The following is a 17,893-nucleotide window of genomic DNA, read 5'->3' as shown; positions in this document are numbered from 1 at the left end:
GCCCCGTCGCCCGTCCCCTCGCCGCCCCCGGCGGCGGCCTCCGTGTCGATCCGCCGCGCGTGCCGCAACTGCCGGTGGGAGAGGTCCAGCGCCACCGGCCGCGCCCCCTGGGCGGCCAGCCAGCGGGCGCACTGTGCGGCGCCCGCGCCCACCTCCAGCACATCGCGCCCCTTGAGCGCCTTCACCGGGCCCAGCAGCCCGGCCTGCGCCTCGTCCAGCCCCTCCGGGCCCCAGATGAACCGGTCGTCGCCCAGGAAGGCGCCGTGTTCCTCCTGGTACTCGTCCGCGTTGCGGTCCCACCACCCCCGGCTGGCCCGGCTGCTCTCCGCCTCGCCCGCGATCCGGCGGGTGGCCGTCGGCTCGGCCGTCTCCGCAGCGGTGCTGGGCTCGTGTTCTTGGACCATCGCGCGCGTCGTCGTACTCTCTGTATCGACCTGTGGCTGCGGGGCACGGTGAAGACCGCGTCGCAGTACGGACCATGCAATTTGCCGGGTTCGGGGAGTTAATCCCCACGTGTGCTCTTCGTGCATTGACCATGCCCGGCTGCCCCCGTATGCTACAAGTTGCGCTGCGGGCCTGTGCGCCTCGGACCGAGCAGGCCGCACTCGCATCTGTTGTATGTCCCCTCGGTTGTCGAGGTGCATGGGCTTTTCGATCATTCGGAATCGGAAAGATTCGGTGCCTCCTAGGCTGTCCGGCTTCGGCAGTGCGATAAGGGCCCCCGGCGTAGCAGTACCTACGACTTCATGTCCGTACCGGAGCCCTTTTCCACATGACGAGCAGCACCGAGGCAACCCGCACCACCCCGCAGGTGGCGGTAAACGACATCGGTTCCGAGGAAGCCTTCCTCGCCGCGATCGACGAGACGATCAAGTACTTCAACGACGGCGACATCGTCGACGGCGTCATCGTGAAGGTCGACCGGGACGAGGTCCTGCTCGACATTGGTTACAAGACCGAAGGCGTCATCCCCTCCCGCGAACTGTCGATCAAGCACGACGTCGACCCCAATGAGGTCGTCGCCGTCGGCGATGAGATCGAGGCCCTCGTCCTCCAGAAGGAGGACAAGGAAGGCCGGCTGATCCTCTCGAAGAAGCGCGCCCAGTACGAGCGCGCTTGGGGCACCATCGAGAAGATCAAGGAAGAGGACGGGATCGTCACCGGTACCGTCATCGAGGTCGTCAAGGGTGGTCTCATCCTCGACATCGGCCTCCGTGGCTTCCTCCCCGCCTCCCTGGTGGAGATGCGCCGCGTTCGCGACCTCCAGCCCTACGTGGGCAAGGAGCTCGAGGCGAAGATCATCGAGCTCGACAAGAACCGCAACAACGTGGTCCTGTCCCGCCGCGCCTGGCTGGAGCAGACCCAGAGCGAGGTCCGCCAGACCTTCCTCACCACCCTCCAGAAGGGCCAGGTGCGCTCCGGCGTCGTCTCCTCCATCGTCAACTTCGGCGCGTTCGTGGACCTCGGCGGCGTCGACGGTCTCGTCCACGTCTCGGAGCTGTCCTGGAAGCACATCGACCACCCCTCCGAGGTTGTCGAGGTCGGCCAGGAGGTCACGGTCGAGGTCCTGGACGTCGACATGGACCGCGAGCGCGTCTCCCTGTCGCTCAAGGCGACCCAGGAAGACCCGTGGCAGCAGTTCGCCCGGACCCACCAGATCGGTCAGGTCGTCCCGGGTAAGGTCACCAAGCTCGTTCCGTTCGGTGCGTTCGTCCGCGTGGACGAGGGCATCGAGGGCCTGGTCCACATCTCCGAGCTGGCCGAGCGCCACGTGGAGATCCCGGAGCAGGTCGTCCAGGTCAACGACGAGATCTTCGTCAAGGTCATCGACATCGACCTCGAGCGCCGCCGCATCAGCCTCTCGCTGAAGCAGGCCAACGAGGCGTTCGGTGCCGACCCGTCCGTGGTCGAGTTCGACCCGACCCTGTACGGCATGGCCGCGTCCTACGACGACCAGGGGAACTACATCTACCCCGAGGGCTTCGACCCCGAGACCAACGACTGGCTCGAGGGCTTCGAGACCCAGCGGGAGGCGTGGGAGACCCAGTACGCCGAGGCGCAGCAGCGCTTCGAGCAGCACCAGGCGCAGGTCATCAAGTCCCGCGAGGCCGACGAGCAGGCCGCTGCCGAGGCGGGCAGCGGCGCCGCTCCGGCGCCCGGCGGGCAGGCTTCCGGTGGCGGCGGTTCGTACTCCTCGGAGTCGGCCGACAACTCCGGCGCCCTGGCCTCGGACGAGGCGCTGGCCGCGCTTCGCGAGAAGCTGGCCGGCGGCCAGAGCTGATCACCGGCCGCTAGTCGGCACCAGCTAATGGGTAAGGCCCGCTCCCCAGGGGAGCGGGCCTTACGCATGCCCGGGTCGCCGCACACTGACCGAAACGGAGTCCACGGTCACGCTCCGGGCGGCGTCGATCCTGATGCCCTCCCGGCCGCCACGGACCGTGATCCCCCTGACGGTCCAGTACGAGGCGCCGTTCAGCCGCAGCCCATAGCCGCCGCTCGCGGTGAGGACCGCCTTCGACGAGCCGGTAAGGGTGATCCGCGAGCCGGAGGTGCCGGAGGTGGTGATCTCGAAGCCGCCCCGGTACCTGCCGTCGGCGAGCCGGATCGTATCGCCGGGCCGGGCCCCGGCGAGGGCCTCCCGGAGCCCGTCCGTGTCGTTCACGGAGATCGGGACGGCGGTCGCGGCGGGGGCCTCCCGCGCGGTCGTACCGGCCGCGATCAGTCCGCCGGCGGCGACCAGCCCGGCGGCGGAGGCGGTGACGAAGGTGCGTAATCGGGTGGGAGTGCGGCCGGGGGAGTGCATAGGAGGCTGCCTTCCTGTGCCGTGGCCAGAGGTGAACACGCTGGGTTCTGGTCAGTGAACGCCGGATGACATGATGAACCGCTGACGGCTGGCGAAGATAGGCGTGCCGCATATGCGCGTCAACCCCGCGAAGTGCGCCGACGTCGAGTTCGGGCCGCTGACGTTGGCCCAAATGGGCTCCTCCGCACCGCGGTTCACGGCCGCCGGGCCATCGCGGCCCCGCTCGGGGAATGCCCCCGCCCTCGTCCGGTGTTCTTCGGAACGGACACAAGGAGGAGCGGTCACAGTGCAAGATCCGCAGGAGTTGTACGCATGGGAACCGAGCGGGCTGGCGGAGGTCGACGCGATAGCCTCGCGGGACTCGGCCGGGCTGGTGCTGCTGTACCACTTCGACGGCTATATCGACGCCGGAGAGACGGGGGACCAGATCGTCGAGCGGCTGCTCGACGGACTGCCACGCAAGGTCGTCGCGCGCTTCGACCATGACCGGCTGGTCGACTACCGGGCCCGGCGGCCGCTGCTCACCTTCCAGCGCGACCGCTGGACCGCGTACGAGACCCCGAAGCTCGAGCTGTATCTGGTGCGCGACGCGACCGCGGCCCCGTTCCTGCTGCTCGCCGGGCCGGAGCCGGACGTGGAGTGGGAGCGGTTCGCGGCGGCCGTGCGCCAGATGGTCGAGCGGCTGAACGTACGGCTCGCGGTGAACTTCCACGGCATCCCGATGGGCGTGCCGCACACCCGGCCGGTCGGCATCACCCCGCATGGCAACCGTATCGATCTGACACCGGGTCATCGCGGCTTCTTCGACGAGGCCCAAGTGCCCGGCAGTGCCGAATCCCTGATCGAGTACCGGCTCGCCGAGGCGGGCCGCGATGTGCTCGGCGTCGCCGCGCATGTGCCGCACTATCTGGCCCGGTCGGCCTATCCGGACGCGGCGCTCACCGCGCTGGAGGCCATCACCGCGGCCACCGGACTGGTCCTGCCGGGGCCCACGCACGCCCTGCGCAACGACGCCCTCAAGACACAGGAGGAGATCGAGCGGCAGATCTCCGAGGGGGACGAGGAGCTGGTCGCGCTCGTACGGGGCCTTGAGCACCAATACGACGCGGTGGCCGGGGCCGAGAGCCGCGGCAATCTGGTCGCGGAGCCTGCCGAGCTGCCCTCGGCGGACGAACTGGCCGCGGAGTTCGAGCGGTTCCTGGCCGAGCGGGAGGGCGAGGGTGGAGCCTGAGCGAGGGCCCGGCCGGTGCGCCGTATAGCGTGGGCCCCATGCTGAAGCTGGGGCTCACGGGCGGAATCGGCGCGGGCAAGAGCGAGGTCTCACGGATCCTGACCTCACTGGGAGCGGTGCTGATCGACTCGGATCGGATCGCTCGCGAGGTGGTCGAGCCGGGAACGCCTGGACTGGCCGCCGTCGTCACCGAGTTCGGCCCCGAGGTGCTGACCGCGGACGGCCATCTCGACCGGCCCAAACTCGGCGGGATCGTCTTCAACGACCCGGAGCGGCTGAGCGCGCTGAACGCGATCGTCCACCCGCTGGTCCGGGACCGCTCCGCCGAGCTCCAGGCGGCGGCCGCCCCCGACGCGGTCGTGGTCCATGACGTCCCACTCCTGGCCGAGAACAGGCTGGCCCCGCTCTACGACCTGGTGATGGTCGTGGACGCCACGCCCGAGACCCAGCTCGACCGGCTGGTACGGCTGCGCGGCATGGCCGAGGGCGAGGCGCGGGCCCGGATGGCGGCACAGGCGACCCGAGCCGACCGGCTGGCGATCGCCGATGTCGTGATCGACAACAATGGCCCGATCGAGGCGCTGGAGCCGCAGATCTCCAAGGTCTGGGCCGATCTGGTGAAGCGGGCGGCCGGCGCGGAGGGCTGAGCGGGGGCGTGGCGCGGAGCGCGCGGGGCTGAGCCGGGGCGCGGCGCGGAGCGTGCGCGCGCCCGTCGCGGGGAATGCGCCGTGCGGGGTGATTGTTGTGGATCTCGTAGCGAACGATCAACCATGACAGTTCATCCCATCCCCCCCACCCGATCCACCGCCTCATCACCGAGCACGTACCCGGGGAAGGAAACGGCTGTGCCCGAGCCCACGCCCGAGACCCACGTCATCGACTACCGCGCCGCCGAGCAACTGCTCGCCGCCCGAGATCCACGGGGCGCCGTGAAGCTGCTCGACTCCGTCATCAGCTCCCACCCCGAGAACACGGCGGCCCGGCTGCTGCGGGCGCGCGCGTTCTTCCTGGCGGCGCAGTTGCGCTCGGCGGAGCTGGAGTTCCAGCTCGTCCTGGAGCGCGAGCCGGACAACGCGTTCGCCCACTTCGCCCTGGCCCGCACTCTGGAGCGGGCCAACCGCTCGGCCGAGGCCACCCGCCACTTCCGGCTGGCCGCGGCGCTCGATCCGCGCCCGGACTTCGTCGAGGCGGCCCGGTTCGGCGAGCGGGACTGAGGGGCCGGACAGACGGGGCGCGGGCCGGGCCGCGGCGCTTGCCGGGCCCGGACTCCGCCCCATCCGCCGGTGCGTACACGGCGGCCCATAGCGGGCCGCTGTGCGCCGGCCCGGCCGGGCCACCGGTCAGCGCCAGAGGGCGAACCCGCCGAGGACCACCGCCCCCAGCAGCACCACCCCGCCGAGCCCCAGCGCCACTCCGCGCTGCCGGACGAGGTCGTACGGGTCGGCCTCCCGTCCCGGCCGCGCCCGCTGCCGCCCATGCGGCTCTCCGGTTCCGGAGAGCATCAGCCCGAGCGCACAGAGCGCGATGCCGATCGCCAGCACCCCCATGACGGCCCCCTGTGGCGGCAGGTACTCAGCAGGTACTCGGCAGTATCTCCCGGAATGCGGGGCTCCCGGCCGTCGATATCCCGTCACCCCCGGAGCGCCGTGCACGCCTTACGGCGTCCGCTTTTCAAGGCGTCCACGCCGTTCACGCCATGCATGGCTTACGGCCGCCACCCCGTGCACGCCTTACGGCGTCCGGCGCTGTCCGCGGCTCCGCCCGCGCTCACCGAGCGGTGCGTACGGCGGCACATCCGGGCCGGGCTGATAGTGCGGCCCCTGCCGGATGTGCCGGATGACCAGGACCAGATCGACCAGGGTGACGACGGCGAGCGCCCCACACGCGGCCGCCCATCCCGGCCGGCCCGCCACCGCGAAGGCCACCGTGCCGCCGAGCGTCCAGAGCAGCCCCCAGGTGGCCAGCCCCAGCCGCATCCGCAGTGGGCTGCGCGCGTGGACCGGTTCGTCGCCCGTTCGGATCAACCGCGTCGGCATGGGCATTGGATCTCCCGTTTTCGGCAGTCTTCTTCTATTTTCCTCCGCTTTATGACTTTCTCGAATCTACCGCCGAGGGGCGCCCCCCGACACCTGAGATCATGGCGTGCGCATCCACACGGGACGGCATGGGACCAGGACGATGAGGAGCTGCCAGTGATCCGCCAGTCATGGGACGAATCGGCCGCCAAGCGGGCCCGTATCCGCGGCTGCCTGCTGGGCGGGGCGATCGGGGACGCGCTCGGCAATCCGATCGAGTTCCTCTCCCTGCGGTCGATCCGCGAGACCTATGGCGGCACGGGCATCACCACCCTCGTCCCGGATGGCAGCGGAGTCGTGGGCCGGGTCACCGATGACACCCAGATGACGCTCTTCACGGCGGAGGGCCTGATACGGGCCCACGCCAGATCCTCGTCCAAGGGCATCGCGGGGTCCGAGACCGCCGTCGTCCGCCATGCCTATCTGCGCTGGCTGGACACCCAGAACCACCCCGGGCCGCCGCCCGCCGAGGGCACCGGCGACCTGGTCCGCACCGGCTGGCTGCGCACCCAGCCCTGGCTGTACGCCCGCCGCGCCCCCGGTAACGCCTGCCTCTCCGGCCTCACCAAGGAGCATGTCCCCGCCCCGCGGGCGCCCCTGGACGGCACCCCCGGCCCGGTGAACCCCGGCTCCAAGGGCTGCGGCACCGTGATGCGCTCGGCGCCGTTCGGCCTCACCGGGCTCGACCCCCGCGACTGCTTCGAACTCGCCGCCCGCTGCGCCACGATCACCCATGGCCATCCGACCGGCTCCTACGCGGCCGGTGCCCTGGCCGCCATGATCGCGTGCCTGCTCGACGGCGAGTCCCTCGAGGGCGCGACCCTGCGGGTCCTGGAACTCCTCGCCCGCTACCCCCGCCACGAGGAGACCACCGCCGCCCTCCGTAAGGCTGTCGACCTCGCGGCCGACGGCGATCCGACCGCCGAGAAGGCCGAATCGCTCGGCGGCGGCTGGGTCGCCGAGGAGGCGCTGGCCATCGCGGTCTACAGCGCCCTGGCCCGTACCCCCGCCCAGCAGATCCGCTACGGCCCCGGCGGCAAGATCGGCTACGATCCGGCGCCCCCGCGCACCCCCGTCCAGGCGGCCCTGCTGCTCTCCGTCAACCACTCCGGCGACAGCGACTCGACGGGCTCGATCTGCGGCAACCTCCTCGGCGCCCACCACGGCGACCTCCGCCTTCCCCCGTCCTGGCTGGCCCGGACCGAGGGCCGCGGCACGATCGCCGAACTCGCCGACGACTTCGCCTCCGAGTTCCACCGCTCCGTGGAGCTGTACGAGCCCTACGACGACGTGGTCTTCCCCCGCGACCGCTACCCGCTCGGCTAGCCCGCGCGCGAGACGCCGCCCGGATCCCGCTCAGACAGCCGTGGAGCCGTCCTTACGGTCGCGCCGGATCCAGCGCCGGATCTTGTGGAGAAAGAGAAGACGCTCGCGCTTCTCGCGGGTGCTGCGGTCGAGCTCTTCCATGAGGCGCTTGGAGCGCTGCTCCATGTCGAGTTCGTCGAGGATCCGGTCGATCTCCGCGAGCAGGGCACCGTGGAGCTGCCACTGGCGAGGATGTTCCTGGACGCGGCGCAGCAGGAGGTCGGCGCCGCGGTCGCGGCCGGCGTGGGCCTTCACCAGCTCGCTGGCGAGACGCGATTCGGCTTCTTCGGCGTTGGCGCTGATCTGCGTGGTGACCAGGACGGCGAAGCTCTCGACGGCGGCGGCGAGATGGACGAAGAGGTCCTTGAGGGCCTCCGCCACCTCCGGGGGGAAGAGGGGCTCCTCCGTCCGCGCCTTGGCGAGGTCGGTCAGGGTCCGGGACATGACACGCAGAATGACGGTGCAGATCTCCAGCGTGTCCAGGCCGGTGCGGAGCACCACGCGGTAGAGGAGGCCCTCCTTGACGCGGGGGTTGAGCCGCACACTGTCCTCCGCCTGGCGGAGTGCGGCGTCCACCTGCGTGATGTCGTGATCGAGCCGCCGGGCCTCGTAGAGACGGGCGGCGGCGCGGTCGACGGCGATCTGGCTGCCCAGCTCCTGGCCGATGTGCAGCATGAGCTGACGCATCCGGCGGGCCAGGTCCTCGATGGACTTGCCGGCCGTCTCGACCCACACCGGAGGGGCGAGGAAGAAGTTGAAGGCCATCCCGACACCGGCCCCGATGAGGGTCTCCAGCACCCGGTCCCAGGCGTAGGTGGTCACCTGCGCCACCCCGAGGACCAGCATGGCGCTGATTGCCACCTCCTGGACCCAGTCGCCCACCCGCGTGAGGTAACCGGCGGTCTGGGCGGCGAGGATGATCAGACACAGACTCCACCAGGTCAGCCCCACCAGCACGCTGAAGGCGACGGCGATCAGGACGCCCACGACCACGGCCTCGACCCTGCGCAGGCTCCGGGTGAGGGTCGCGTAGAGGGTGACCTGGACGACGAGGAGGGCGGTCAGCGGAGCGGTGAGCGGAGCGGGTTCCTTGCTGAGTTCGAGGGCGACGACGTACGCGATGGTCGCGGCCGCCGTGGAACGCACTGTCTGGACGACCACCGGGTCGTGGCGCCGTTTGACGAACTCTGCCACCGGGTCGGGAACATCAGGCACGTACATGCCCCTTCCACACGGAGGGGGCCGCCATGTCATCGGCCGCCGCGTACGGGTTAACGTGTCGCGCGTGATCAGGCCATTCAACGGAACGCAGGGGACGGAGGACGGCGCGGCGCTTCCCGGAAGCACCGGTCCCGCCGCCACCGTCGAGGCTCATCCGCGCCAGGTCGGGCGGGTACGGACGGAGTACGCACCCGATCCGGACGGGGACCCGGACCCCGGGGAGATCGTCTGGACATGGGTGCCGTACGAGGAGAACGACGGCCGCGGCAAGGACCGGCCGGTGCTGGTGGTCGCGCGGGAGCGGGGCGGGACGCTGCTCGCCGTGCAACTGTCGAGCAAGCGGCATGACGCCGACCGCGAATGGGTGCCGATCGGCTCCGGGCCCTGGGACCGGGCCGGGCGGGACTCCTGGGTCGATGTGGACCGGGTGCTGCGGGTGCACCCGGACGGGATGCGGCGCGAGGCGTGCGCACTCGACCGGCCGCGCTTCGACCTGGTCGCGATGCGGCTGCGGCAGCGATACGGCTGGAGCACAACAGGGCTCACGCTGGGGGACGCACCTCGGGATTGAGGGGCGTGCCTCCGGATTGAGGGGCGTGCCTCGGGGGCGAGGGGACGTTTCTCGAGGTTGAGGGACGTGCCTCTCGCCGGGGAGACGTCTCAGGCGTCGGCCAGCGCCAGCAGCTTGGTGACCGTGTTCCAGTTGCGGGCGGTGGCCGGCACGCCCAGCCGGGCGTTGGTGACCTTCGCGGCCAGCTTGGAGCGGCCGACGCCGGCCGGGCAGCGCAGGAAGATCTCGCGGCCGATGAGGCGGAACTCCTCCGGGGCGTAGGCGGCCGGATCCAGCGCGTCCAGCGCGGCCGGGTCCGTGGGCACGTCCGCCAGGAAGACCACATGCAGGGTCTTGGGCTCGGCTGCGGCCTCCGGATAGGGGTTGGCCTCGATCGCCGCGGCCAGCTCGTCGCGCGTACGGACCATGACGGGCACGGGAAAGCCGAGGTCGGCGGCGAAGCCGTCCTCGAGGGTGCGGGCCGTCCGCTCGGGCGGGGTGCCGGGGTCGGCGAAGACGATATTGCCGGTCTGGAGGTGGACGGTGACGTCCTCGAAGCCCAGCTCGGCCATCAGCTCACGCTGCCGGGCCATGGGGAACTTCCTGTTCCCGCCCACATTGATGGCGCGGAGCAGCGCTATCTGAAATGCCATGGCTCGGAGAGTACCTCTCGCCGAGCCGCGCGGGCGTGCCCCCGCGGCCCATGCTCCGGGCCCCCGCGGCCCACGCTCCGGGGCCCACGGCATGATGGGGGCGTGCGGCTCGAAGCGATCACCTGGGAACGGCTGACCGACGCGACCGCCGACCGCATCGCCGGGCTGACGGCGGCGGACGGCGGCCCCTGGCTGAGGGTGGCCGTGGACGGGGCTCCGGCGGCGCCCACCGCCGAGCTGGCGCGGGATCTGTCGGAGGCGCTGCGGATCCGGGGGCGTCCGGTGCTGGTGGTCGGGTCGGCGGGGTTCTGGCGGCCCGCCTCGCTGCGCTACGAGTACGGGAAGCGGGACCCCGACGCGTACTACGACCGCTGGCTGGACATCGGTGCCCTGTGGCGCGAGGTCTTCGATCCGCTGGACCCGGGGGCGGGCGGCACCGGGCGGGTGCTGCCCGACCTGTGGGATCCGGTGACCGACCGGGCCACCCGCAGCCCGTACGCCGAACTTCCGCGGGGCGGGGTGCTGCTGCTGCACGGCGCTCTGCTGCTGGGCCACTGGTTCCCGTTCGATCTGTCGGTGCATCTGCGGCTGTCCCCGGCCGCCCTCGCCCGCCGCACGGCGGAGGACGACCACTGGACCCTGCCCGCCTTCGCGCGCTACGAGGACGAGGTGGGGCCAGGCGAGACGGCGGATGTGGTGGTGCGGATGGACGACCCCCGGCATCCGGCCTGGCACCGCCCCGAGCCGTAACCGGATACGTCTCGGGGCGGTGTGCGGGACATCATGTCCGGGGCGGTGCGCGGAAGGTCACTTCTTGGCCGGGCATTCCTTCCAGGCGAAGTGATAGGTGGTGCTCACATCGCCGTCGGTCGAGTCCATCGCGATGAAGCTGGTCGTTTCCTTGGTGTCGGACGTTCCGGCGTTGGCCCGCAACTCGGTGTTGATGTTGAAGTTGCGGAGTTCACCGCAGGGCGACCACACCACGGTCGCGATATCGGCCGTGTCGGTGACCTGCCAGTTGTCGTCGTAGGAACCGGCGAAGTCATGTGTGTTGGACGAGGTCTGCGACTGCCCCTGGAAGTAGTACGAGGCTTTCTGCGTGGCGGACGCGCCCTTTTCCAGATGGGCGAAACCACGGTAGTCGACGCTGGCGATGGCGTAGGAGAAGCCCTGTGGCACATGCATGACCAGACTGAGCTGACAGTTCTTTCTGAAGTCCGTCGGCTTGGCTCCCTTGCCCACCTGGGCGAGATACTCGCTGTAGGTCACGGTGAAGGCCGTGTTGTCGGGGGACACGGCGATCGCCGCGGTGCCCGCCGGGCAGCCCGATCCATTCACGGTCGCGACCGTGATCACGATCTTGTCGGGTGGCACGGTGTCGAACGGGGGTTGGGCATATGCCTGGGAAGTGAGCGTCGAGGCGAATAACGCCGCGACCACGCCGCCTGCGTACAGAACACCGGGCATGATTCTCCATTCGATGGTGGATTTACCGTGCTACTGGACGGCGGCGGGGCATTCCTTCCAGGCGAGGTGGTAAATAGTGCTGACGCCGCCGTCCGTCGAGTCCATGGCCATGAAGCTGGTGCTGCCCGCGGCGGAGGTACCGGCGCTGACCCGCAGCTCGGTGTTGACGTTGAAGTTGCGGTCCTGGCCGCAGGGGGCCCACACCAGGGCGCTGTAGTCGGTGCTGTCGGTGGTCTGCCAGTTGTCGTTGTACGGACCGCTGAATTCATGGGTCCGGGACGCGGTGTCCGCCGAGCCCTGGAAGTAGTAGCTCGCCTTCTCGATGCCCTTGGCGCCCTTTTCGAGGTAGCCATAACCCCGGTAGTCGACCTGGGCGATGGCGTACGTGAATCCCTGCGGCACATGCACGCCGAGGCTGAGCTGGCAGTTCTTACGGATGTCGGTCGGATCCGCGTCGGGGCCCACCTGGGCGAGATAGTCGCTGTAGGTCACGGTGAAGGCCGAGTTGTCGGCGGCGGCGGCCACGGCGGCGGTGCCCTTGGGGCAGCCCGAGCCGTTCACCGTCTTGACGCTTATCTGGATCTTTTCCGGCGGTCCATCAGGAGCCGAGGAAACACCTTGGGTGGAAAGGGCCGAGGCGAATAGCGCCGCGGCCGCGCCGCCCGCGAGCAGAACACCGGACATGGCTCTCCAATTCGATCACTTGTGGGGACGTAGTTGAGCGGTGAATTTCCAAGGAGCGGGAAGAACAGGGCGTGCGGAGGTAGGGCAGGGGGAGCCGCGGGAGCGGGTGGAGCGGAAGATCAGTGGAACGGGGAAGAGCAGATGCGCGGAAGAGCAGAAGTGCGGGGAAGAGCGTTATCGCGCGGTACGGTTCGTACGGCCGAACGCAATGAGAGCCCCATGCCCGGCGGGTGACGGAATGCCAGGGCGATGGGCGCTCTTAAGATAGGGGTGATAGGCAAGCGCCACAAGACGGCCGAGGAATTCCGGAACAAGATATTTCCGTCCCGGCCGGGAAGAATGATTCAGAAGAGCGGTTGCGGAAGGACGCCTTCCAGTGCCAGCAGGGAGCGCTTGGTCTCCAGCCCGCCGCCGAAGCCGCCGATGCCGCCGTCGCTCTCGACCACCCGGTGGCAGGGCACCACGACCGGCAGCGGATTGCTGCCCATGGCCACGCCGACGGCGCGGGCCGCACCCGGCTCGCCCACCCGGTCGGCGAGGTCCTGATAGCCGACGACCGTGCCGTAGGGAACATGGGCGGCCAGCTCACGCAGCACCCGGCGGTTGAAGCCGGTGGTCAGGGACCAGTCCAGGGAGAGGGTGAACGCCTTGGTGTCCTCGGCGAAATAGCTCTCCACCTGCCGGATCGCCTCGGCGAGCTGCTCGGCGCAGCGAGGCGCCGCCGGGGCGGCCGCGGTGCCGGAGGCAGCGGAGGCCGCGGGCGTGGGCTCGGCGCCCAGGCGGCGCGTGAGCCTGGAGACGGCCTCGGCCGCCGTCTTCTCCGCCGCGTGGAAGACCACCTGGACCAGCCCCTCGTCCGTGGCGGCGAGCAGCAGCGGGCCGATGGGCGTGGCCGGGACCGCCCAGGCCCAGGCGAGCGCGTCCCGCCGCTCCGGCCCCTCGTGCGGGTCCCGCTGTGTCTGCCGCTCTGCGATCGTCACGCCTTCAGCGTAGAACCCACCACCGACAGCGCCCCGCCGGCCGACCGGCGGGGCGCCTCGTCCGGGGAGCCGTGGGTCACGAGGCGTCGTCGAGGGCGTCCCGGATCACATCCGGCTTGTTGGTGATGATGCCGTTCACGCCCATGCCCGCGACCGAGACCGCCGACGGGCCGTCGTTGACGGTCCAGGTGTAGACCTCCAGCGGCTTGCCGTGCGCCCCGTCCACCGCCCGCACCGCGGCCACATAGCCGGCGTCGATGGTCTTGTAGCTGGGGTTGATCTGGTCGGAGAACTCGGCGTACTCCGGCAGGTCGGCGACGGCCGGGGTGCCCAGGAAGCCGGTTTTGACGTCCGGCCGCAGCCGGTGGACCGACCGCACGGAGTCGGCGCTGAAGCTCTGGATGATCAGCCGGCGCTTGTGCCGGTGGTCCAGCCAGCCCTCTGCGCGCAGCTCCCGCAGTGTCTGGCGTTCGATCCCCGGATAGAGCTCAGGAGCCTTGAGCTCCAGCAGGAGCTTTTGGTGATTGTCCGAAACCCGGTCCATGTACTCCTCCAGGGTCGGCACCGTCTCGCCCTGGAACTCGGCGCCGAACCAGCTTCCGGCGTCCAGCTTCTCGATCTCGTCGAGGGTGAAGTCGGAGATGTTCCAGGGCGCCCGGTCCGGGAAGACCTGCTCGACATCGGTGGTCCGGCTCAGCGTGGTGTCGTGCATCACGATCAGCTCGCCGTCCCTGGTGCGCTGGACGTCGTTCTCCACCCAGTCGATGCCCAGGTCGTCGGCGGCGTCGACGGCGGCCAGGGTGTTCTCGGGGGCGTACGCGGAGGCGCCGCGATGGGCCACGGTGACCGTGTGGTGGTGGGTCTGCCCGGTGGCCTGGGCCGTCGCCGTGGCCGTGGGGAGGAAGAGCGCGGACATCCCGATGAGCGCGCCGGTTAACGCGGCTGCCGGGCGGATCTGCATACGGACTCCTCGCGTCGTCTGACTCTCGTCCGACTCATGGACGGGCAGAGGGTCCCAGATGCGCGGTAGCGGGGGATAGATATCGGATGGACGGAAAATTCGTGTCACGGGCGACATCAGGCGCATGATCATATGAATCCGGCCAGCGGGCCGGGAGCGGGCCGCGCATGGGATACGGCCCGCCGTTGTCAGTGGCGAGTCGTACGGTTGGTCTCATGCGGCCCGTAACTCAGCTCGAACGCAAGGTGGCGCCCTTCGAGGTCGTCAGCCCCTATCAGCCCAGCGGTGACCAGCCCACCGCCATCGCCGACCTCGAGCGGCGCGTCCGCGGGGGTGAGAAGGATGTCGTACTGCTCGGCGCGACCGGCACCGGCAAGTCCGCGACCACCGCATGGATGATCGAGAAGCTTCAGCGGCCCACGCTGGTCATGGCTCCGAACAAGACGCTGGCCGCCCAGCTCGCCAACGAGTTCCGCGAGCTGCTGCCGAACAACGCGGTCGAGTACTTCGTCTCGTACTACGACTACTACCAGCCCGAGGCGTACGTCCCGCAGTCGGACACCTATATCGAGAAGGACTCCTCGATCAACGAGGAGGTGGAGCGGCTGCGCCACTCGGCGACGAATTCGCTGCTCACCCGGCGTGACGTGGTCGTGGTGGCATCCGTCTCCTGTATCTACGGCCTCGGTACGCCGCAGGAGTACGTGGACCGCATGGTGCCGCTCAAGGTCGGCGAGGAGATCGACCGCGATCAGTTGCTGCGTCGCTTTGTCGATATTCAGTACGCTCGCAACGACATGGCGTTCACCCGGGGCACCTTCCGGGTCCGCGGCGACACCATCGAGATCTTCCCGGTCTACGAGGAGCTCGCGGTCCGTATCGAGATGTTCGGCGACGAGATCGAGGCGCTCTCCACGCTCCACCCGCTCACCGGCGAGGTGATCAGCGAGGACCGGGAGCTGTATGTCTTCCCGGCCAGCCACTATGTGGCCGGGCCCGAGCGCATGGAGAAGGCCATCGCCGGGATCGAGGCCGAGCTCACGGAGACCCTGGCCCGGCTGGAGAAGCAGGGCAAGCTGCTGGAGGCCCAGCGGCTGCGGATGCGCACCACCTACGACATCGAGATGATGCGCCAGATCGGCACCTGCTCGGGCATCGAGAACTACTCGCTGCATATCGACGGCCGTGAGTCCGGCTCCCCGCCGCACACCCTGCTGGACTACTTCCCGGAGGACTTCCTCCTGGTCATCGACGAGTCGCATGTCACGGTGCCGCAGATCGGCGCGATGTACGAGGGCGACGCCTCCCGTAAGCGGACCCTGATCGAGCACGGCTTCCGGCTGCCCTCCGCGCTCGACAACCGCCCGCTGAAGTGGGAGGAGTTCTTGAAGCGCGTCGGCCAGACGGTCTATCTCTCCGCGACCCCGGGCCCGTTCGAGCTCTCCCGGGGCGATGGCTTCGTGGAGCAGATCATCCGCCCGACCGGCCTGATCGACCCCGAGGTCGTCGTCAAGCCGACCGAGGGCCAGATCGACGATCTCATCCATGAGATCCGCACCCGCACCGAGAAGGACGAGCGCGTCCTGGTCACCACCCTCACCAAGAAGATGGCCGAGGACCTGACCGACTACATGCTCGAGCTCGGCATCCAGGTGCGCTATCTGCACAGCGATGTGGACACCCTGCGCCGGGTCGAGCTGCTGCGCGAGCTGCGCGCCGGTGAGTTCGACGTGCTGGTGGGCATCAACCTGCTGCGGGAGGGCCTCGACCTTCCGGAGGTCTCCCTGGTCGCCATCCTCGATGCCGACAAGGAGGGCTTCCTGCGCTCGGGCACCTCGCTGATCCAGACCATCGGCCGGGCCGCTCGTAACGTGTCGGGCCAGGTGCATATGTACGCCGACAAGGTCACCCCGGCGATGGCGAAGGCCATCGACGAGACCAATCGCCGCCGCGACAAGCAGATCGCGTACAACAAGGCGAACAAGATCGATCCGCAGCCGCTGCGCAAGAAGATCAACGACATCGTGGCCCAGATCGCCCGCGAGGACGTCGACACCGAGCAGTTGCTCGGCACCGGCTACCGCAAGATGAAGGACGGCAAGGACGCGAAGACCCCCGTGCCGACGGCCGGCGGCAAGGCGGCCAAGGGCGGCAAGGCCGCCAAGGGCAAGGCCAAGGAAGAGGTGCTCACCGACCGGCCCGCGGCCGAGCTCGCCGAGCAGATCGAGGAGATGACCGACCGCATGCGGGCCGCGGCGGCGGAGCTCCAGTTCGAGGTGGCGGCACGACTGCGCGACGAGGTGTCGGAGTTGAAGAAGGAGCTGCGGCAGATGAGGGAGGCGGGAGTCTCCTGACGGCCGGGCGCCCCGGGCCCGCGCCGGGGCGCCCGCAGCTTCGCTGTGTTGCAAGACCGACACAAAAGCCCGCTCGTCCGGCCGGAGCCCTGGCGGCAGTGCATAGGGTTTTCGAAGGGCCGTGCATACGGCGCGGCCACGGCCGCACACCCGCGGCGGCCACGGGGAATCGAGAGACGAGAGTAGGGACAGCGCGTGACGGTCAACATGTCCAAGGGGCAGGCCATCAGCCTGGAGAAGGCCGACGGGGGCGCCCTGACCGCGGTGCGGATGGGGCTGGGCTGGCAGGCGGCGCCCCGCCGCGGGCTGTTCGGCTCCCGTACGAGGGAGATCGACCTCGATGCGTCGGCCGTCCTCTTCGCCGACAAGCAGCCGACCGATGTGGTCTTCTTCCGCCACCTGGTCAGCGATGACGGCTCGGTCCGCCACACCGGTGACAATCTCGTGGGCGGTGCCGGACAGGGCGGCGACGACGAGGCGATCCTGGTCGATCTACAGCGGGTGCCCGTCCATATCGACCAGATCGTCTTCACGGTGAACTCCTTCACCGGCCAGACCTTCGCCGAGGTGCAGAACGCGTTCTGCCGGCTGGTGGACGAGACCAACGGCCAGGAGCTCGCCCGTTACACCCTCACCGGTGGCGGGCAGTACACCGCCCAGATCATGGCCACGGTCCAGCGCGCGGGCGGCGCCTGGCAGATGAAGGCGGTCGGCGAGCCGGCCAACGGGCGCACCTTCCAGGACCTGATGCCGCATATCGTGCCGCATCTGTAAAACGCCCGTCTCCGCCGCCCGGACGAGCGGTGGAGACAAGAACAACCAGCGGATCCGCCCCGGAGGCGAACCGCCCGGATGAACGCGTCGGCCCGGTGGAGCACAGCTCGCCGGGCCGACGCGCTCACCGCACACCTATGGCATCAGCGGAATACAACGAGGGGACGCAGCCATGACGGCCGAGCTGGTCCGAGGGCAGAACCACCCCCTGCCCCAGACCCGTTTGGAGATCCGGATCTCTGCGGGCAATCCGATCGTGGCCGGGGCGACACTCGGCGATGAGCGGGGCACGGTGCACGGCGCGGAATGGGTCGCGCACCCCGCCTCGCCCCAACTGGCCGGGATAGAGGTGCCCAAACAGGCGGCGGCCGACCACCGGCTCGCCGTCGACCTCGACGCGATGCCCGACCATGTCCACCGGGTCACCGTGCTGCTCGCGCTGCCGGTCGGCGTCGGCGGCCCGGCCCGGTTCGGCGTCATGGCCGCGCCGTTCGTCGCCGTCACCGGCCTCGACGGCACCGAGATCGCCAGTTACACCCTCACCGATCTGGACTCGGAGTCCGCGGTGACCGCCCTGGAGCTCTACCGCAGGCAGGGCGCCTGGAAGGTGCGCGCCGTCGGCCAGGGGTACGCGGGAGGGCTGGCCGCCATGCTGCACGACCAGGGGCTGGCGGAGGCCACGGACCTCGCGGGGCGGATCAACGAGGCGGTGGCGCGGGGCATGGCCCGCTCGGTCGCCCAGCCCCCGCCCCGCGCCGAGGGCGACGGCCGGGTG

Annotated in this window: 19 protein-coding genes and 1 pseudogene; 10 read left to right on the top strand and 10 right to left on the bottom strand. The window is 69.9% G+C overall.

Annotated elements, in window-relative coordinates; translation table 11 throughout:
- Nucleotides 1–404, bottom strand: a pseudogene (locus tag KN815_RS33955) (SAM-dependent methyltransferase); the annotation flags it as partial.
- Between the two features lie 368 nt (nucleotides 405–772).
- Between KN815_RS33955 and rpsA the strand changes: the two are divergent.
- Nucleotides 773–2,281 carry a 30S ribosomal protein S1 gene (rpsA, locus tag KN815_RS33950; RefSeq protein ID WP_093460957.1) on the top strand — a complete coding sequence of 503 codons (1,509 nt, stop codon included), beginning with the start codon at nucleotides 773–775 and terminating at the stop codon, nucleotides 2,279–2,281.
- A 60-nt stretch (nucleotides 2,282–2,341) separates the two neighbouring features.
- Here the strand turns inward: rpsA and KN815_RS33945 are convergent, their stop codons facing one another.
- Nucleotides 2,342–2,803, bottom strand: coding sequence for a right-handed parallel beta-helix repeat-containing protein (locus tag KN815_RS33945; protein ID WP_216345686.1), 462 nt, complete (start codon nucleotides 2,801–2,803; stop codon nucleotides 2,342–2,344).
- Nucleotides 2,804–3,089: 286 nt separating this feature from the next.
- On the opposite strand from KN815_RS33945, the gene KN815_RS33940 reads away from it, so the two are divergent.
- From KN815_RS33940 to KN815_RS33930, 3 genes are all read left to right on the top strand, one after another.
- Nucleotides 3,090–4,034, top strand: a complete 945-nt coding sequence (locus KN815_RS33940; protein WP_208518998.1) for a PAC2 family protein — start codon at nucleotides 3,090–3,092, stop codon at nucleotides 4,032–4,034.
- A 38-nt stretch (nucleotides 4,035–4,072) separates the two neighbouring features.
- On the top strand, nucleotides 4,073–4,681 hold the full coding sequence (gene coaE, locus KN815_RS33935) for a dephospho-CoA kinase (protein ID WP_216345685.1): 609 nt from the start codon (nucleotides 4,073–4,075) through the stop codon (nucleotides 4,679–4,681).
- Nucleotides 4,682–4,879: 198 nt separating this feature from the next.
- Nucleotides 4,880–5,248 carry a tetratricopeptide repeat protein gene (locus tag KN815_RS33930; protein ID WP_216345684.1) on the top strand — a complete coding sequence of 123 codons (369 nt, stop codon included), beginning with the start codon at nucleotides 4,880–4,882 and terminating at the stop codon, nucleotides 5,246–5,248.
- 126 nt (nucleotides 5,249–5,374) lie between these two features.
- Here the strand turns inward: KN815_RS33930 and KN815_RS33925 are convergent, their stop codons facing one another.
- Both KN815_RS33925 and KN815_RS33920 read right to left on the bottom strand, forming a co-directional pair.
- A complete protein-coding gene (locus tag KN815_RS33925; protein WP_216345683.1) occupies nucleotides 5,375–5,581 on the bottom strand; it encodes a hypothetical protein in 207 nt (68 codons plus the stop codon).
- A gap of 183 nt (nucleotides 5,582–5,764) precedes the next feature.
- Nucleotides 5,765–6,070 carry a DUF6343 family protein gene (locus tag KN815_RS33920; protein ID WP_216345682.1) on the bottom strand — a complete coding sequence of 102 codons (306 nt, stop codon included), beginning with the start codon at nucleotides 6,068–6,070 and terminating at the stop codon, nucleotides 5,765–5,767.
- Between the two features lie 156 nt (nucleotides 6,071–6,226).
- On the opposite strand from KN815_RS33920, the gene KN815_RS33915 reads away from it, so the two are divergent.
- Entirely contained in the window at nucleotides 6,227–7,435 is a 1,209-nt protein-coding gene (locus KN815_RS33915) for an ADP-ribosylglycohydrolase family protein (RefSeq protein ID WP_216345681.1), read from the top strand.
- Between the two features lie 30 nt (nucleotides 7,436–7,465).
- Here the strand turns inward: KN815_RS33915 and KN815_RS33910 are convergent, their stop codons facing one another.
- The gene (locus tag KN815_RS33910; protein WP_372458554.1) at nucleotides 7,466–8,695 is read right to left on the bottom strand and encodes an FUSC family protein; all 1,230 of its coding nucleotides are present in this window, start codon (nucleotides 8,693–8,695) and stop codon (nucleotides 7,466–7,468) included.
- Nucleotides 8,696–8,759: 64 nt separating this feature from the next.
- Between KN815_RS33910 and KN815_RS33905 the strand changes: the two genes are divergently transcribed.
- Entirely contained in the window at nucleotides 8,760–9,266 is a 507-nt protein-coding gene (locus tag KN815_RS33905; protein WP_253209407.1) for a type II toxin-antitoxin system PemK/MazF family toxin, read from the top strand.
- Between the two features lie 89 nt (nucleotides 9,267–9,355).
- Here the strand turns inward: KN815_RS33905 and KN815_RS33900 are convergent, their stop codons facing one another.
- Nucleotides 9,356–9,898 carry a DUF1697 domain-containing protein gene (locus KN815_RS33900; protein ID WP_216345679.1) on the bottom strand — a complete coding sequence of 181 codons (543 nt, stop codon included), beginning with the start codon at nucleotides 9,896–9,898 and terminating at the stop codon, nucleotides 9,356–9,358.
- Nucleotides 9,899–10,000: 102 nt separating this feature from the next.
- Here KN815_RS33900 and KN815_RS33895 point away from each other — a divergent pair, with 102 nt between their 5' ends.
- Nucleotides 10,001–10,648: a nucleoside/nucleotide kinase family protein gene (locus KN815_RS33895; RefSeq protein WP_216345678.1), complete on the top strand. Its 648-nt coding sequence runs from the start codon at nucleotides 10,001–10,003 to the stop codon at nucleotides 10,646–10,648.
- A gap of 57 nt (nucleotides 10,649–10,705) precedes the next feature.
- On the opposite strand, the gene KN815_RS33890 is transcribed toward KN815_RS33895, so the two are convergent.
- The 4 genes from KN815_RS33890 to KN815_RS33875 form a co-directional block, all read right to left on the bottom strand.
- A complete protein-coding gene (locus KN815_RS33890) occupies nucleotides 10,706–11,365 on the bottom strand; it encodes a DUF4360 domain-containing protein (RefSeq protein ID WP_216345677.1) in 660 nt (219 codons plus the stop codon).
- 30 nt (nucleotides 11,366–11,395) lie between these two features.
- Nucleotides 11,396–12,049 (bottom strand): DUF4360 domain-containing protein, encoded by a 654-nt coding sequence (locus tag KN815_RS33885; RefSeq protein WP_216345676.1) that lies wholly within the window; start codon nucleotides 12,047–12,049, stop codon nucleotides 11,396–11,398.
- A gap of 344 nt (nucleotides 12,050–12,393) precedes the next feature.
- A complete protein-coding gene (locus KN815_RS33880) occupies nucleotides 12,394–13,029 on the bottom strand; it encodes a methylated-DNA--[protein]-cysteine S-methyltransferase (RefSeq protein ID WP_372458553.1) in 636 nt (211 codons plus the stop codon).
- Nucleotides 13,030–13,105: 76 nt separating this feature from the next.
- Nucleotides 13,106–13,990 (bottom strand): glycerophosphodiester phosphodiesterase, encoded by an 885-nt coding sequence (locus KN815_RS33875; RefSeq protein WP_216345675.1) that lies wholly within the window; start codon nucleotides 13,988–13,990, stop codon nucleotides 13,106–13,108.
- Nucleotides 13,991–14,205: 215 nt separating this feature from the next.
- On the opposite strand from KN815_RS33875, the gene uvrB reads away from it, so the two are divergent.
- The 3 genes from uvrB to KN815_RS33860 all read left to right on the top strand — a co-directional run.
- Nucleotides 14,206–16,344, top strand: a complete 2,139-nt coding sequence (uvrB, locus tag KN815_RS33870) for an excinuclease ABC subunit UvrB (protein WP_216345674.1) — start codon at nucleotides 14,206–14,208, stop codon at nucleotides 16,342–16,344.
- 195 nt (nucleotides 16,345–16,539) lie between these two features.
- The gene (locus KN815_RS33865; protein ID WP_216345673.1) at nucleotides 16,540–17,118 is read left to right on the top strand and encodes a TerD family protein; all 579 of its coding nucleotides are present in this window, start codon (nucleotides 16,540–16,542) and stop codon (nucleotides 17,116–17,118) included.
- 172 nt (nucleotides 17,119–17,290) lie between these two features.
- Nucleotides 17,291–17,893 (top strand): TerD family protein (locus tag KN815_RS33860; protein WP_216345672.1); only part of this gene is annotated, 603 nt, incomplete at its 3' end.

Origin of the sequence: Streptomyces niphimycinicus (assembly GCF_018883605.1) — a bacterium.
Taxonomy (GTDB): Bacteria; Actinomycetota; Actinomycetes; order Streptomycetales; family Streptomycetaceae; genus Streptomyces; species Streptomyces niphimycinicus.
Note: the sequence above shows the minus strand (reverse complement) of the source record. Positions and strands in the feature narration are given on the sequence as shown.

What these genes read in the sequence shown, in the direction of transcription:
- KN815_RS33890 (WP_216345677.1), bottom strand. Translation starts at nt 11,365, where the DNA reads ATGCCCGGTGTTCTGTACGCAGGCGGCGTGGTCGCGGCGTTATTCGCC.
- KN815_RS33900 (WP_216345679.1), bottom strand. Translation starts at nt 9,898, where the DNA reads ATGGCATTTCAGATAGCGCTGCTCCGCGCCATCAATGTGGGCGGGAAC.
- KN815_RS33945 (WP_216345686.1), bottom strand. Translation starts at nt 2,803, where the DNA reads ATGCACTCCCCCGGCCGCACTCCCACCCGATTACGCACCTTCGTCACC.
- rpsA (WP_093460957.1), top strand. Translation starts at nt 773, where the DNA reads ATGACGAGCAGCACCGAGGCAACCCGCACCACCCCGCAGGTGGCGGTA.
- KN815_RS33925 (WP_216345683.1), bottom strand. Translation starts at nt 5,581, where the DNA reads ATGGGGGTGCTGGCGATCGGCATCGCGCTCTGTGCGCTCGGGCTGATG.
- KN815_RS33885 (WP_216345676.1), bottom strand. Translation starts at nt 12,049, where the DNA reads ATGTCCGGTGTTCTGCTCGCGGGCGGCGCGGCCGCGGCGCTATTCGCC.
- KN815_RS33875 (WP_216345675.1), bottom strand. Translation starts at nt 13,990, where the DNA reads ATGCAGATCCGCCCGGCAGCCGCGTTAACCGGCGCGCTCATCGGGATG.
- KN815_RS33910 (WP_372458554.1), bottom strand. Translation starts at nt 8,695, where the DNA reads ATGTACGTGCCTGATGTTCCCGACCCGGTGGCAGAGTTCGTCAAACGG.
- uvrB (WP_216345674.1), top strand. Translation starts at nt 14,206, where the DNA reads ATGCGGCCCGTAACTCAGCTCGAACGCAAGGTGGCGCCCTTCGAGGTC.
- coaE (WP_216345685.1), top strand. Translation starts at nt 4,073, where the DNA reads ATGCTGAAGCTGGGGCTCACGGGCGGAATCGGCGCGGGCAAGAGCGAG.
- KN815_RS33920 (WP_216345682.1), bottom strand. Translation starts at nt 6,070, where the DNA reads ATGCCGACGCGGTTGATCCGAACGGGCGACGAACCGGTCCACGCGCGC.